The 15,386-nt window shown below is 60.1% G+C and carries 14 protein-coding genes; 7 read left to right on the top strand and 7 right to left on the bottom strand.

What is annotated here, in order from left to right; genetic code table 11:
• The first annotated feature begins 90 nt into the window (after positions 1–90).
• Positions 91–1,329, top strand: coding sequence for an acetyl-CoA C-acetyltransferase (locus tag HOC_RS13970; RefSeq protein ID WP_035539600.1), 1,239 nt, complete (start codon positions 91–93; stop codon positions 1,327–1,329).
• A gap of 21 nt (positions 1,330–1,350) precedes the next feature.
• The gene (locus HOC_RS13975) at positions 1,351–2,139 is read left to right on the top strand and encodes an enoyl-CoA hydratase/isomerase family protein (protein WP_035539602.1); all 789 of its coding nucleotides are present in this window, start codon (positions 1,351–1,353) and stop codon (positions 2,137–2,139) included.
• A 252-nt stretch (positions 2,140–2,391) separates the two neighbouring features.
• Here HOC_RS13975 and HOC_RS13980 read toward each other — a convergent pair whose 3' ends face one another.
• The 4 genes from HOC_RS13980 to HOC_RS13995 all read right to left on the bottom strand — a co-directional run bounded on the left by HOC_RS13980 (position 2,392) and on the right by HOC_RS13995 (position 6,444).
• On the bottom strand, positions 2,392–3,231 hold the full coding sequence (locus HOC_RS13980) for an HTD2 family dehydratase (RefSeq protein ID WP_035539603.1): 840 nt from the start codon (positions 3,229–3,231) through the stop codon (positions 2,392–2,394).
• Positions 3,228–4,031, bottom strand: a complete 804-nt coding sequence (locus HOC_RS13985) for an HpcH/HpaI aldolase/citrate lyase family protein (RefSeq protein WP_035539604.1) — start codon at positions 4,029–4,031, stop codon at positions 3,228–3,230. Before HOC_RS13985 ends, HOC_RS13980 begins: the two co-directional genes overlap by 4 nt.
• A 13-nt stretch (positions 4,032–4,044) precedes the next feature.
• Positions 4,045–5,208 (bottom strand): acyl-CoA dehydrogenase family protein, encoded by a 1,164-nt coding sequence (locus tag HOC_RS13990; RefSeq protein WP_035539606.1) that lies wholly within the window; start codon positions 5,206–5,208, stop codon positions 4,045–4,047.
• A gap of 81 nt (positions 5,209–5,289) precedes the next feature.
• Positions 5,290–6,444, bottom strand: a complete 1,155-nt coding sequence (locus HOC_RS13995; RefSeq protein WP_156950493.1) for an acyl-CoA dehydrogenase family protein — start codon at positions 6,442–6,444, stop codon at positions 5,290–5,292.
• A gap of 180 nt (positions 6,445–6,624) precedes the next feature.
• On the opposite strand from HOC_RS13995, the gene HOC_RS14000 reads away from it, so the two are divergent.
• The 3 genes from HOC_RS14000 to HOC_RS14010 all read left to right on the top strand — a co-directional run bounded on the left by HOC_RS14000 (position 6,625) and on the right by HOC_RS14010 (position 10,328).
• Entirely contained in the window at positions 6,625–7,467 is an 843-nt protein-coding gene (locus HOC_RS14000) for an IclR family transcriptional regulator (protein WP_051624906.1), read from the top strand.
• Positions 7,468–7,502: 35 nt separating this feature from the next.
• The gene (locus tag HOC_RS14005) at positions 7,503–8,699 is read left to right on the top strand and encodes an acetyl-CoA C-acetyltransferase (RefSeq protein ID WP_035539607.1); all 1,197 of its coding nucleotides are present in this window, start codon (positions 7,503–7,505) and stop codon (positions 8,697–8,699) included.
• Positions 8,700–9,275: 576 nt separating this feature from the next.
• Complete coding sequence (locus tag HOC_RS14010) at positions 9,276–10,328, top strand: outer membrane protein assembly factor BamB family protein (RefSeq protein ID WP_479682635.1); 1,053 nt, start codon at positions 9,276–9,278, stop codon at positions 10,326–10,328.
• A 237-nt stretch (positions 10,329–10,565) separates the two neighbouring features.
• Here HOC_RS14010 and HOC_RS14015 read toward each other — a convergent pair whose 3' ends face one another.
• Together HOC_RS14015 and traG are read right to left on the bottom strand one after the other, a co-directional pair.
• The gene (locus HOC_RS14015) at positions 10,566–10,937 is read right to left on the bottom strand and encodes a ribbon-helix-helix domain-containing protein (RefSeq protein WP_035539608.1); all 372 of its coding nucleotides are present in this window, start codon (positions 10,935–10,937) and stop codon (positions 10,566–10,568) included.
• On the bottom strand, positions 10,937–12,901 hold the full coding sequence (traG, locus tag HOC_RS14020; protein ID WP_035539610.1) for an IncP-type conjugal transfer protein TraG: 1,965 nt from the start codon (positions 12,899–12,901) through the stop codon (positions 10,937–10,939). Before traG ends, HOC_RS14015 begins: the two co-directional genes overlap by 1 nt.
• Before the next feature lie 201 nt (positions 12,902–13,102).
• Between traG and HOC_RS14025 the strand changes: the two genes are divergently transcribed.
• Positions 13,103–13,444, top strand: coding sequence for a type II toxin-antitoxin system RelE/ParE family toxin (locus HOC_RS14025; RefSeq protein WP_035539613.1), 342 nt, complete (start codon positions 13,103–13,105; stop codon positions 13,442–13,444).
• Positions 13,441–13,734, top strand: coding sequence for a helix-turn-helix domain-containing protein (locus tag HOC_RS14030; RefSeq protein WP_035539615.1), 294 nt, complete (start codon positions 13,441–13,443; stop codon positions 13,732–13,734). Before HOC_RS14025 ends, HOC_RS14030 begins: the two co-directional genes overlap by 4 nt.
• A gap of 30 nt (positions 13,735–13,764) precedes the next feature.
• Here HOC_RS14030 and HOC_RS14035 read toward each other — a convergent pair.
• The coding region (locus tag HOC_RS14035) for a DUF3363 domain-containing protein (protein WP_035539618.1) at positions 13,765–15,386 on the bottom strand (1,622 nt) is incomplete at its 5' end.

Genomic DNA, 15,386 nt, shown 5'->3' on the forward strand with positions numbered 1-15,386 from the left:
GGCGCTTGCGAAAAGCGCTAACTTATGTAACTAGGTGATATAATTACGCCGCTGCGCGCGGCCGTCCCCTTTTACATCAGGAGATACAGAATGGCTGACGCCTATATCATCGACACCGTTCGCACGCCCCGCGGCATCGGCAAGGTCGGCAAGGGCGCCCTTGCCCACCTCCATCCCCAGCACCTCGGTGCAACCGTCCTGCGCGCCCTGCAGGAGCGCAACAATATCAAGACCGGGGAAGTCGACGACATCATCTGGGGCTGCGCCACGCAGGCAGGCAAGCAGGGCGCCGACCTTGGCCGCATGTCGGCCCTCCTGGCAGGCTATGACGTCAAGGCGTCCGGCGTGACGCTCGACCGCTTCTGCGGCTCCGGCATCACCACCACCGCTTTCGCTGCGGGCCAGATCATGTCCGGCATGGAAGACCTGGTGATTGCCGGCGGAACGGACATGATGAGCTACACGTCCACGCTCGGCGACGGCAAGACACTGCCCCTCATGGACCGCGACAACCCGGCCCTGCGCGAAATCCACCCGCAATCGAACCAGGGCGTGTGCGCCGACGCCATCGCCTCAATCGAAGGTATATCCCGCGAGGCCACAGAAGCCCTCGCCGTCGAGAGCCAGCGCCGCGCCGCTCGCGCCATCTCTGAAGGCCGGTTCTCGAAGTCGCTCGTGACAGTCTATAACGAGGACGGAACGGTCGCGCTCGACCATGAGGAATTCCCGCGCCCCCAGACCACAGCCGAAAGCCTCGCAGCGCTGAAGCCCTCCTTCGCCATGCTGGCCGACCTGCCCATCAATGAAGACGGCATCACCTACCGCTCGCTGGTCAACAAGGTCTACCCGGACGTCAAGATCGAGCACATCCACCATGCCGGCAATTCCTCCGGCGTGGTCGACGGCTCCGCTGCCATCCTGCTCGCCTCTCCCGAATATGCGAAGAAGCAGGGCTGGAAGCCACGCGCCCGGATCGTCGCCGTCGCCAACATGGGCGACTGCCCGACCCTGATGCTCAACGCACCCGTTCCCGCCGCGAAGAAAGTGCTCGAGAAGGCCGGCCTCACAACGGCCGATATCGACGTCTGGGAAATCAACGAGGCCTTCGCCGTTGTCGCCGAGAAGTTCATCCGCGACCTCAATCTCGATCGCGAGAAGGTCAACGTGAATGGCGGCGCCATGGCCCTCGGCCACCCGATCGGCGCCACCGGAGCCATGCTGATCGGCACGGCCCTCGACGAGCTCGAGCGGACCGGTGGTCGCTACGGCCTCGTGACCATGTGCGCAGCAGGTGGTATGGCCCCGGCCATCATCATTGAACGCATGTAATTCTGAAAAGAGAGTCCGGCCATGCCGTATGAAAATGTGCTGCTCGATATGTCCGGCGGCGTGGCCCACCTCACCCTGAACCGGCCGGATGCGGCCAATGCGATGAACCTGGACCTGCTCCGGGAACTCGCAGAGGCGCTTCTCGAGTGCGACGAGTCGCCCGACGTGCGTGCGGTGATCCTCACCGGAAATGGCCGCTTCTTTTCCGCTGGCGGAGACCTTGCCGCCTTTGCAGGCGACCTTGACCGCCTGTCCTTCCTCCTGAAGCAGCTGACGTTTCACCTGCATGCCGCTGTCTCCCGCATCGCCCGCATGCGCCAGCCGGTCATCGCCGCCGTCAATGGCCCCGCTGCTGGCGCGGGCATGGCGCTCGCTGCGGCCTGCGACCATGTCATCGCGGCGGACACGGCCAACTTCACAATTGCCTATACGGCTGCCGGCCTCTCGCCTGACGGGTCCAGCACCTGGGCCTTGCCTCGCCGCATTGGCCCCGCCCGCACGCGCGAGCTGATGCTCACCAACCGCCGCCTCTCGGCCGCCGAAGCCCTGGACTGGGGCCTCGCCAATGAAGTGGCCCCCGCAGCCGACCTCGCCACCCGCACCAATGCGCTGGCTGCCCAGTTCGCCGCCGGACCAACCGCCGCCTATGGCCGCGTCAAGGAACTCCTCGCCGCCTCGGCCACCAACAATATCGAAACCCAGATGGAACTCGAAGCCCGGGCCATCGCGGACTCCGCACGCACGGCAGATGCCCGAGAAGGCATCGACGCCTTCCTCAACAAACGCAAACCCGCGTTCCGTGGCGAGTGACAGGATGAGCCACAAACCCTCCTTTCGTAATTTAACCGATCTGTCTCATAGTCGCTGAGGGGAGCATCTTTCACCCAGCTGGAAATGTTTGCGAACCGCATGCTGCCACCGCCAAAAGGGCAGTGGTGAGCAGTAAACTTGTAAATCGCATTCTTCCCGATCCACCCGATATTTTTTGCTTACGGGTTTGCGACCCAACTCAACGCCAGAACTCCAGCCCCCTCCAAAAATGGAGGGAGAATGTGCCGGGTGTTAGGATTTGGAGACCGGGACAAACTTGCCCTTCATCGTCGTGTCACCGGGAGCGCGCTCGACCCAGGCTTCGCCCGCACCTCCGCCCGTCCGGCACAGATACGCAGTTTCGTCCACATAAAGCGGCGCAAGACCGCGATAGGAAAAGCCGATCCTCGAATGCCCCAGGGATGCCGCGACATCATTGATCAACAAAGTGGCCTGAAGCGGACCATGCACGACAAGGTCTGGATAGTTCTCGACATCCTGGGCGTAGGAACGGTCGTAATGGATGCGGTGGGAATTGAATGTCAGAGCCGAGTAGCGGAACAGCATTACACTGTCGGCCCGGAACGGCCGGCCAGTCCCCTGCTCCCGACCAGGTAATCCCCGGCCCGCCGGCATGCCAGGATTCCGGTAGACCAGGGTTTGTGTCTCGGAAATATGCGCGCGTCCCCGAACTTCGATTTCGTGAGACAGGGTCACAAAGATCAGTGTCCCGGACCCGCCCGCCTTTTCCTCGATACGGTCCACCTTGGTGTGCCGAACCACTTCGTCACCGATGCCGAGCGGCGAGCGGAACATAACATCGCCACCTGCCCACATACGCGAAGGCAGCGGCATTTCAGGAAGGAGACCAAGCGATCGCGTATGGCCGTCTTCGCCAAGATGGGCTGAAGGCACCATTGGCTGAAACAGAGTCCAATGAAATCCTGGTGGCACTATCTCTTGATCTGCATCGACCAGATAGTCTTCAAGCGTGTGTCGAAACTGCCTGACAGCAGGCTCGCGCACACAGTCTGTGAGTGTTTCCTCGGTTCCAACCCAGTCCTGCAATGTATCGATATCAATAGCGGTCATGTGAGCCGCTCCAGGCGTTCCAGAATTGCGCGAGCCCGCTCAACGAGCGGTGCATCGATCATTTCTCCATCGACAGACCTGGCCTCACCGCCACTACCGCCGGACATGACTTTGCGAGCCCATGCAGCATCTTCCGGCGAAGGAGAAAATCCCTGACGCGCTGGCGCGATCTGATTGGGGTGGATCAACAGCTTGCCACCGAAACCCAGCATGTTGGCATGTTCAGCGTCTTCTCGGACGAGTGCCACATCATCCATCCGGCTTGTCACCCCATCAAGGGGGGGCGCAATTCGTGCCGCCCTTGATGCCATGACCAGAGTTGAGCGCGCAACAAGGCAGGCCTCCCGCGTCGGCTGACAGCTGAGGTCAAGCGCGAAATCGATGGACCCGAAGATCAGCCGGTCGCAGCTTTCCGCCAAGTCGAAAGCAGCGCGCACGCCCCTTGCAGACTCGACAAGAGCGATCAAAGCCTGTCCAGGCCGTAACTCACTGCGTACCTTGGTAAGCTGCTCGGCGCATTCGGCCTTGGGCAATACGATGCCAGCGATGCCGCTCTGCACCGCAACGGCAATATCGGCCTGATGCCACGGGGTCTCCGTCCCATTGACGCGCAGCCAGATATCGGCGCCCTCCAGGCCAGCAAGCGCGTCACGCGCCTTGGTGCGCGCATCGTCCTTGTCGTCTGCATTCACGGCATCTTCGAGATCCACGATGACAGTGTCAGTGCCGGATGCAGCCGCCTTTGCATATCGGTCCGGCCGGGTGGCGGGCACAAAGAGTGGAAAGGAATAAGGGCGCATTGCCTGACCGTAATCAGAAAGAGCGTGGCATGCCAAGAACATGTTCGGCGACATAGGAAAGGATGAGATTCGTCGAGATCGGCGCCACCTGGTAGAGCCTCGTCTCACGGAATTTCCGTTCGATGTCATACTCCTGGGCAAAGCCAAAGCCGCCATGAGCCTGCAGGCATTCATTCGCCGCTTGCCAGCTGGCATCCGCAGCCAGCAGCTTCGCCATATTGGCCTGTGCCCCGCAGTCCTGCCTTGCGTCGTAGCGTCGGCAGGCATCAAACCGCATAAGATTAGCCGCCTCGACATTCACGAACGCGCGCGCAATCGGGAATTGCACACCCTGATTTTGGCCTATCGGGCGGTCAAATACGACGCGTTCACCTGCATAGTTCACGGCGCGGTCGATGAACCAGTAGCCATCGCCGATACATTCCGCCGCGATCAGCGTTCGCTCCGCGTTCAGGCCGTCGAGAATGTAGCGGAAGCCTTTGCCCTCTTCCCCGATCAGATTCTCTTCGGGGATTTCGAGGTCATCAAAGAAGACCTCATTCGTCTCGTGACCAACCATGTTGTTGATCAGCTTGATCTGCATGCCGGACCCGAGCGCCTGCTTCAGGTCGACAATGAAGACCGACAGGCCTTCGGACTTGCGCTTGACCTCGCTGAGCGGTGTTGTGCGGGCAAGCAGGATCATGAGATCGGAATGCTGGATCCGGCTGATCCAGACTTTCTGACCATTGACGACATAGCGATCGCCTTTCTTTACAGCCGTCGTCTTCAGTTTGGTCGTGTCCGTTCCCGTCGTCGGCTCGGTCACCGCCATGGACTGCAGGCGCAGCTCGCCGGTCGCGATCTTCGGCAGATATCGCGCCTTCTGTTCGGCTGACCCGTGACGCAGGAGTGTTCCCATATTGTACATCTGGCCATGGCAATGGCCCGCATTGCCACCATTGCGGTTGATCTCTTCCATGATTATCGAGGCTTCTGTCAGGCCGAGACCGGAGCCGCCAAACTCCTCCGGAATCATGGCCGCAAGCCAGCCCGCTGAGGTCAGCGCGTCGATAAACTCCTCGGGATACGTCTCAGCCGCACCGTGCCTGCGGTGATACTCAGCTGGAAATTCAGCGCAGAGCGCGCGCAGTGCCGCGCGCAGCTCATCGTGCGTGTCTGGGGCACAGGTCTTCATGGTGGAAACTCCCTTGGCGTCTTCTCATGGTCGCCGGACATCAGAGGCTGCCCGTCCGGGCGCCTTGAGTCCAGACGACACCTATTTCAGCATGTTGCGTGCGATGATGACCTGCTGGATCTGTGACGTGCCCTCATAGATCCGCAGCAGCCGGACATCGCGGTAGAGGCGCTCGATCTGGTAGTCGGCGATGTAACCAGCCCCCCCATGGATCTGGACGCAGCGGTCGGCGATACGCCCTGCGGCTTCGCTCGAGAACAGTTTCGCGCATGACGCTTCCAGCACCGCGCTGCCATCCCTGTCATACTTTCGCGCCGCCGCCCGGCAAAGGTGCCGCGCCGCCAGCAGATCGGTCTGACTGTCTGCAAGGAGCGCCTGGACGAGTTGGTGCTGGCCGATCGGAACGCCGAACTGCTTGCGCTCGCGTGCATACTCGGTCGCGATACTGACCATGCGCTGGGACGTCCCGGTCGCCACGGCGGACAAATGAATTCGGCCACGATCGAGCACTTTCATCGCCGTGTAAAAGCCTTTTCCGAGATTGTCCGGGCCGCCGATAATAGCCGAAGATGGCAGGCGGACATCGTCCAGCAAAACGTCACAGGTCCGCGTTCCGCGTTGACCCATTTTCTTATCGGTTGTTCCGAGTGAGATACCGGGCGAACCTGCGGGCATCAGGAATGCCGTGACACCGCTTGCACCCTCCTTGTCCGGGTCCGTCCGCGCGAGCAGCGTGAACATGCCGGCGCGGCTTGCATTCGTAATGTAACGTTTGGTCCCGTTAATGATGAAGTCATCGCCGTCGCGGCGGGCCGTGGTCTGGATGTGGGCCGCGTCCGAACCATGATCCGGCTCAGTCAGTGCGAAGGAGGAGATGATCTCACCGGTCGCAAGCCGCGGCAGGAAAGCTTGCTTCTGCGCCTCCGTGCCGTCCATGACGAGCCCCTGGGACCCAATTCCGACGGTCGTCCCGATCAGGGACCGAAACGCAAGCGAGGCATTGCAGAGCTCTTCAATGACAAGCGTCTCCTGCGCCATGTTCAGGCCGATGCCACCATAGGCTTCAGGAATGGAGATTCCGAACAGGCCGAGGTCCCGGATTTCCTGGATAATGTCTTCGGGAATGTCGTCAGCCTCTTCCACAGCTGCTTCTGCGGGAATGAGGCGTTCCTGCGTGAACCGCCGCACCACCTCCAAGAGCTGATCAAAAACGTCGCTCTCAATACCTGCATTCATGGTTCTTGTCCTCGCCACCCACAACCGCGCTCACCTCAAATCGACTCGGCAGTAATTCCGCTATGCGAAACTATCATTTCATTTTTGCTACACAAGGCTTCATTTTTAAAATTGTGTGGGATAAACTTCCAGGCATCCCCTGCGGCCTTCGGATGGAAAAATCGTCGAAAGAGAAAGCATATGTCTTCGCAAAAGCTGACGAGTTCAGACGTCTCACTGACGGCCGGACTCCCTCGCGCCCCTGAACTTTCAGATTTGGAACTATCCTATGGTGAAGACCGGAAATTTATCTGGTCGGTCGCGCGAACCTTGCAATTGCTGCAGGCTTTCCGCCCGGAAGAAGGCGCGATGGGAAATGGTGACCTGTCCGAACGCACCGGAATCGCCAAGGCAACGGTCAGCCGGATTACGTATACTCTGACCGAGCTCGGTTATCTTGAGCGCACGCGCAACCGGCAATACTTCCCGACGTCCAACCTTCTTTCGCTTTCTCATTCCGTGCTTGGCAGCTTCCGGATTCGCCAGCTCGCCCAGCGAAAAATGCAGGAAATCGCAAACCTGGCTGGCGGCACAGTTGGTATTTCATGGCCCGACAAGGACACCATGATCTACATCGCGGCCAGTATTGCCACGACGTCAGATGATCTGATGCCGGAGATCGGCACTCGCATGTCCATGGCAAAGAGCGCGGCGGGTCGCGCCTATCTATCGACTTTGGATGACGATGCGCTTCGCATCCTCTTCGCCCGATGGGCGGTCTTTTACGGTGCCGAATGGCCGGAGCTGGAAGATCGGGTCCGCGCGGCCATCGCCGACGTGAAGGACAAGGGCTTCTGCATCGTCGAAGGTGAATGGCGCAAGAATGTTCGCGGCGTTGCGACGCCCGTCCTCGACCGGGACCACGACACCTGGCTCGCCCTCAATTGCGGCGGACCGGCCTTTGATCTCGACCGTGAACGCATTGAAGCCGACATCGGCCCACGGATGGTTCACTTCGCTCAATCCCTTTCGTCGCGCCCCTGACCGCGCATCAACAGCTATTCCAGGAGAATCCCGCCATGCCTCGCGCCGCCATTGTCAGTCCCGTCCGAACGCCTGTCGGCGCGTTCGGGAAATCCCTTCGCGACATGCCCGTCGAGAAACTCGGCGCCGTTGTGGTGAAGGAAGTCCTGAAGCGGACCGGCATCGATCCGGCCCTGATCGAGGATTTCGTATTTGCCCAGTCCTATGCCAATAGCGAGACACCCTGCGTCGGACGCTGGATCGCTCTGGAATCCGGCCTGCCGGTGACGGTTCCGGGCATGCAGCTTGATCGTCGGTGTGGTGGCGGCCTTCAATCCATCGTCACCGGAGCCATGATGGTTCAATCCGGCGCATGCGATGTCGTCCTCGCCGGCGGCATCGAGAGCATGTCCAATATCGAGTACTACACGACCGATATGCGCTGGGGCGCCCGATCCGGCACGACCCGCCTCTATGACCGCCTCGACCGTGGCCGCGAACGCTCCCAGCCGGAAGAGCGGTTTGGCTACATTTCCGGAATGATTGAAACAGCAGAAAATCTTGCGCGTGACTACCAGATCGAACGCGAGGAGGCAGACGCCTATGCCGCCAGAAGCCACCAGCGCGCTGCAGCAGCCTGGGACCAGGGAAAGTTTGATGCAGAAACTGTCTCCGTCGAGGTCCCGCAACGCAAGGGCGCACCTGTTATCTTCGAACGCGACGAAGGTATCCGCCCGGACACCACCGCCGACGGCCTGAGCCGGCTGCGCGTCCTGATGAAGGACGGCACCGTAACCGCTGGAAATGCGGCCCAGCAAAATGATGCTGCGGCCGCATGCCTTATTGTTTCCGAAGACAGGCTTGATGCCCTTGGACTGAAGCCGATGGCTTTCCTGAAAGGCTGGTCAGCAGTCGGCTGCGAGCCTTCGCACATGGGCATTGGCCCGGTCAGCGCAACACAAAAGGTCCTGAACAAAACCGGTCTGTCCATGCAGGACATCGGACTCATTGAAATCAACGAAGCATTCGCCACGCAGGTTCTCGCTTGCCTGAAGGGGCTTGAATGGGACGATCAGTCTATCCTCAATGTCAATGGCTCTGGCATCTCTCTCGGGCACCCGATTGGCGCGACCGGCGTTCGCATCATGACAACACTGCTACACGAAATGGCCCGCCGCGATGTCCGCTATGGTCTGGAAACCATGTGCGTTGGCGGCGGACAAGGCATGGCCGCGATTTTCGAACGGACGTAATTGCGGAGGGGGTCTGTGCGATCATGTCGCGAAATGCCTGTTCACTGGAGGCCGACATGATCAGCAGGGCTGGTAATCATGGACGGAGCCATGCCTCGGCGTCCTTTTGGGGAGAACGAACTGATACTGGCCAAACCCGCTTGATCGGGGTCCTTTATCTTTAGCAGCGCGTTTCCGGAACACCGGACTGCACCCGTTCCACCTTCCCATTCCGGTTGCAATCGGATAGACGTCCACCCCGGGTGGGCCGGCACAGCGATAAGGTCTCCGGATCAAAACCTGTGCCCCGTTGCGCATGCTTCGCGGTTTTCCGACGGCCCACCTATTTCTTTTCCAGGTTGCAAACATGCGCCTCCTCCCTTAGAATAATCCTCAGCATCTTTGCATGAAGAGGCTCGGGGCGTCGGAAACCCTGGCAGAGCATGATCCCACCACATGTGCATTCCAGCACACAAGGTCTCATTGCGACTGCCGCTATCCGTGCGCGCATCCGGGGCTCCTGGTTCACAGGTGCTCAGGGCGTCGGAAACCCTGGTGAAGCATGGTTGACCTCACCTGCGTGATCACGCGCGGGACCTGCCGCCTTGCACCAGCCCTTCTGACGAAAGAGCTGAAGCGAGGGTCGTCTGGCATTTCCAGACCGTCCACCATGATCTTTGGGACTATGATGTTCCAGCCCAGCCCGGTCTATATTCGGTCTGGCGCGATGGCGAAGTTCATGATGTCGTCGCACAAGTGACCAAGACCGGCCTCGTCTTCGTGCTCAACCGAGAAACGGGTGAACCTTTTCTGCCTGTCGAAGAACGCCCCGTTCCACAAGGCGGCGTCCCCGGTGAAGTTCTGTCCCCAACTCAGCCGTTTCCGGTCAACACAGCGCCTTTGGTAAATAACCGTCTTGATCCGAAGGATGCGTTTGGCATTACGCTTTGGGACAAAAGAGCATGCGCGAAGAAAATTCGCAGCCTTCGCGGCGAGGGACTGTTCACTCCGCCGAGTACAACCGGAACACTGACCTATCCTTTCCCAGGCGGCGGCGGAAACTGGGGGAGCACTGCATTTGACCCAGCCCGCAACCTTCTCGTCGTCAACATGAGCAATGTCGCCAGCTTTGCTCGCTTGGACGAGCGGTCGGGCGAGGATATCAAAACGTCCGTGATTCGTGACGGCGCAGAGTTTGCGCCAATGGAAGGCGCGCCCTACACACTCGCCCGTGGCCTCCTCAATTCTCCAATTGGTCTGCCGTGTAGCCCGCCGCCCTGGGGTGTGATGGCCGGCGTTGACTTGAGCACTGGCAACGTTGTTTGGCGCCGAACCATAGGCACAACCAAAGATCTCGCACCGGGCGGCATTTCGCTAAATTTTGGCACACCCAATATCGGTGGCCCAGCCATCACCAAAGGAGGCGTGATTTTTCTGAGCGCGACGCTCGACTACTACCTCCGCGCATTTGATGTTGAAACCGGAAAGGAGCTCTGGAAAGGCCGATTGCCCGCTGGCGGTCAAGCAACGCCTATGACATATGAATATGAGGGGCGGCAATATGTGGTGATTGCTGCAGGTGGCCACGCGTTTACAGGAACCAAGTCCGGTGACTATGTGATCGCTTACGCATTGCCAAATACAGATTAGCGCAGAAGCGATTTTCCAGTGTTTCCGATAAGGGCCCTCGCTCTGTTTGCCGAAAAACAGAACGGCGAGTCGTTATCGTGCTCATCATCCGTTCTGAACGCGTATCTCGTCCAGGCGTTGAAAGTCGACCATAAGGAAAGTATCGACGCCCCCTTGCTCCCCACCTATATGCAGGCGCATCGTGAACCCCTGAACTGCGAGTCTGCGCCGTTCACTTGGTAGAACCGCTTTCCAGGATCAATGGTTGCCCATTTTTCTGGCCACCTGTTCAATAAAGTAATCAAACCGTCGCTGGCCAAGCGCATGCGCGGCATCTCGCTCCCCTTCAGGGATCGGTTCCGTTCGTGTCAGCCAGTAGAAGATATAATGCTGCAGCGTCTCAAGCCCGATCGCGACATCCCGCTCGATGTCGACGATACTCAGCTCCATCCGGTCCAGCCGCCGGATGACACGGGAATCCAGCGGTTCAATTTCCTCGGTGTCGAAATAGCGTTGCAGGGCCGTCTCGATGATAGCGGTCATTGTGACGCCATGCCCATGCGCTTCTCGCTCAAGCTGGCGCAGCATAGCGGACGTCACACGAATGTTCAGGCGGTGCGGTTTTTTCATCAGAACCCGGGAAGCGTTTTATCGTCGGCCACATCAAGCGTAGCGGCGCGCCGGACGGTCTCCAGAGCCTCATCCAGGTCCGGCTGCACACCTTCTTCAGGCTTAATCCCGATCTCCGGTTCAGGTTCGGGCGAAGCCGTCTTGTCCGGAAATCCCAGATCCACCGACCGCTCCCGTCCGCCACTCTCCTGCCCGGTCACCGTCATCGCCCCTGCTGGACAGATCTGAGCTGCCCCGGGCTCCTGCCAGTGGATGCGCTGACTGATTGGCTCGATCGCACTGGGTGCGGGCGCCAGGACGCGGGGTATAAAGTTCCGGTCCTCATAGTAGCGAAGCTTGTCTGCCATAACGGGCGGCACACCTGCCACCATGACCACTTCCCTTTCTGGCGGCATCTGCATCACCTCGCCCGGCGTCATAAGCTGGCGGGCCGTTTCCTGGCGTGAGACCATCATGTGACTGAGCCAGGGCGACAGCCGGTGTCCGGTATAGTTCTTCTGGGAGCGAAGTTCGGTCTTTGCCCCTAATGAGTCCGATATCCGTTTGGCCGTCCGCTCGTCATTGCTGGCAAACGCGACGCGGACATGACAATTGTCGAGGATCGCGTTGCTGGGCCCATAGGCCTTTTCGATCTGATTGAGGGATTGCCCGATCAGGAAGGCCCGGATGCCATAGCCTGCGAGGAACGCGAGCGCCGTTTCGAAGAAGTCGAGCCGTCCGAGTGCTGGAAATTCATCCAGCATCAGAAGGACCTTTCGGCGACAAGGATCTGGCAGCCGTTCTGTCAGTCTGCGCCCGACCTGATTCAGGATCAGGCGCATGAGGGGCCGCGTCCGCGAAATATCGGATGGTGGAACCACCAGATAGAGCGATACTGGCCGTTCAGCTTCCACCAGATCCATCACGCCCCAGTCGCTGGTCGATGTCAGATCTGCAATGATGGGATCGCTGAACACTTCGAGCAGGGTCAGCACGGTCGACAAGACCCCTGAGCGCTCATTGTCTGACTTGTTCTTCATCGCCCGCGCGCCTCTCGCCACATAGGGATGAACGCGCGATATTCCGCCTGCATCAACGAGATGCTGTGTTGTCAGCATGGTCTGAAGTGTCTGGGCGATTGTCCGTTCCGGATGCGAGAGAAACTCGGCGCAGCCGGCGAGCGACTTGTTCTCTTCGGCATAGAGGACATGTAGCATGACGGCCACGAGCAGCGCGTAGCCTGTCTTGTCCCAATGGTCGCGGCTTTCATGACTGCCGACCGGGTCCACCAGAATGTCTGCAATGTTCTGGACATCACGCACCTCGAACCTGCCCTTGCGCACTTCCAGGAGCGGATTGTAGCGGGGCGACAATTCATCTGTCGGATCAAACCGGATACAGGGACCAAGCTGTGAACGCCAGCCCGAGGTCAGCTGCCAGTTCTCTCCCTTGATGTCGTGAATGACCGCGCTGCCCGTCCAGGACAGCAGCGTGGGCACAACCAGGCCAACACCCTTGCCCGAACGTGTCGGCGCAAAGGCCATGACATGCTCTGGTCCGTCATGACGCAGGTACTGACCTTCAAACTGACCCAGAAACACGCCGTCTCCGCCAAGCAGTTCGGCCTTGACCAGATCAGTCTTCTCCGCCCAGCGGGCAGAGCCGTAGGTCGTCACCCCCCGCTCCCAGCGCGACCGCCAGACTGATCCGATGACCGCTGCCACAATGCCTAGCAAGCCGCCGCTCGCTGCGATGGCCCCGCCTTTTGCAAACACGATGGGCGCATAGGCCTCATAGGCATACCACCACTGAAACAGGCGCCAGGGTTTGTAGACCGGCCAGCCGTCCAGCAGGAACCATGGCCGCCCAAGCCCTCGCTGATAGCCAAGCTCATACGCGGTCCATTGGGTCGCCCCCCACATGGTCAACACGATGATTGTGAGCACGATCAGGAACTGACCGATCAGGATTTTGGAAGGTGACATCAGGGCAGACTCCGACACAGGACAAACGCGGCCAGTGTCTGGCCTCCAAGCGCTCGTAACCAGTGTGAATGGCTGCAAACGTCTGCAACGCTCGAAGGCAAGTTTTCAACCGGCGGTAAACGCGTTACCCACCGGATCAGATCAGAATGCGGACTGCGTCATTGACATATGCGTCATTGACGTATATGTGGAGCAACACGAATGGCGCATCAAACGGTTATCGAAACACCAGAATTCATAAAGCGCGCGAATGCTGTTGGAATGTCAGATGAAGACCGGATGGATGTCATCGACCAGCTGGCCGAAAATCCCGAGGCTGGCATCTCGCTCGGGGGTGGTCTGCGGAAGGTTCGCATTGCGAGACGCGGCAGCGGAAAGAGCGGTGGCTATCGTGTGCTCCATTTCTACCGCGCCCCGGACATGCCGCTGTTCCTGCTGACTGCGTTTGCCAAGAACGAGAAGGCGAATATCTCCCGGTCTGAAAAGGCCGATCTCATTAAGCTCTGCGATCTGATCGCGGAAACCTATGGAGCCAGAAAATGAGCGACGCATATAAGAGCATCAAGCAAGGCCTTGAAGACGCCCTGGCCCACGCCAAAGGCAAGGATGTAGGAGCGCGCGTCCATCAGGTTGACGTCCCGGAGCCGGATGTGGTCGCGATCCGCGCCCGCGCCGGCCTCTCACAAGCAGAGTTTGCCAGGAGTATTGGCGTGGCGGTCGGGACCTTACGAGGCTGGGAGCAAGGACGGCGCAGGCCAGACGGTCCGGCAAGGGTATTGCTGGCCCTGATTGAGAGACGTCCTCGCATTGTTCAGGACGAATTACAAAGCTGACCTAAGCAGACCACCAGACCGACCTTTCACTCATCTCGATATACCGCGTGCCCTTCCGGGCTGGAGTGTCCATCCCGTTCCCTTAGCCCTTTGCTCCAGTATGAGGCTCTGTCCCCGATAGCGTTCCAGATCATGTCGCCATGGCACCAGGGCGAATGCCTTTTCGTTTCCAACAAGCGCCATGCGCCCCTGAGCAAGATCCATCGTCCGCTCAAATTTCCCTTCAAAGGCCTGACCATCGCCAGCCGTCACCTGCGCGCGCCCCGAGCGTCCAGCTTCACGCGCCCCTGCCCTATCCAGTTCCTCTGATCTCAACTGGACCCGCGCTGCGTTTGAGAGTTCTTGCGCATCCGGTCCGAGCAAACCTTCCTGCTGAAGGAACGCAAGACGCGCACGTCTGGCGGCCACGACCCGTTCGGACAGCTCCCCATCCCCCGCAGCGTCGACACCGTCCAGCCAGGTCAGCGCCCGTGCGTTCACCTGGCTTTCCAGCGCCATCCATGATCGCACCCGCACCGACACGTCTCCTTTGGTAGCCTCGAACGCAGCTGCCCGCTCAAGATAGTCATGCGGAATCTCCCAGACCCCATCCGCCCGCCGGTCGGCAATCCCTGACCTGCGAAGCGCCTCCAGGCGTCGCTTGTATGCCAGCCGGTAAGCTGAAGAGGATACCGGATCTTCCGCCAGATGCACCGCGTCAGAATAGAGCCCGCCCGACCGCTCCGCGATGCCCGCGATCACATGATCTGCCTTCCGGGCCTCAGCCCGCATGTCGCCGACCTCAACAACCGCGCCTTTGGTTGGCATCTCACCCGGACCCAGGTTGCGTGCAGGAACATACCAGGCCGACCCTTTCACATCTTCGACGATCAGAAAGCGCGTATCGCGTAGCTCATCGACAGGACCTTGCGAAAGCACCACGCCGGAAAACGGCGCGCGATCTGCACCTCGCTCCTCCAGAAACCGGACCCCGACAGATGCATGCTCGGGAGAGAGGCCCGCCGACAAGGACCGGATGATGTCGCCGCGACGCCCCATGGCCTGCAAGGCCTTTTCCCAACCAAGTTTCAGACGCCATGTCGCCTGCCCCGTCTTCTCAGCGAGATGGAGGCCCTCAAGATGCCTCATGCGTTGCCGGTGCAGCGCCTGTCGGAAGCGGTCAGCTGATCCGCTCGCGCCCACGACCGCTACCTCCCCGCCCTGCGCCAGATTTGAGAGTTCCCGGTCCAGCCCCGTAAACCGGTCCTGACCGACCTCACGGCGCACAGCATTTGCAATGTCCATGTCGCGGCGGGGCCCGAGGGTCTCGGTCACGACCTGCTGCGCCCGTCCGCGAAGCCCCTTCATGAGATAGTCCGGCGCGATGACGAGATCTGCGCCGTCTGCACCGCGTCCTCGCACGATGACATGACTGTGGGGATGGCCGGTATTGTGGTGATCGACCGCTACCCAGTCGAGCGGCGTGCCGACATCCTGTTCCATCTGTTTCATCAGCTGGCGTGTGGTCGCCTTAAGGTCCCCGAGTGCCGTGCCATCCTCTGGCGACACAATGAACCGGAACTGATGGCGATCCTCGCTGCTGCGCTCCAGAAACGCCTTGCCATCGGCGCGTTCACCGTCCCGGTCATAGAGCTGGCCTTGCCTGCCGTCCC

The sequence above is a fragment of the Hyphomonas oceanitis SCH89 genome, from assembly GCF_000685295.1.
GTDB classification, from domain to species: domain Bacteria; phylum Pseudomonadota; class Alphaproteobacteria; order Caulobacterales; family Hyphomonadaceae; genus Hyphomonas; species Hyphomonas oceanitis.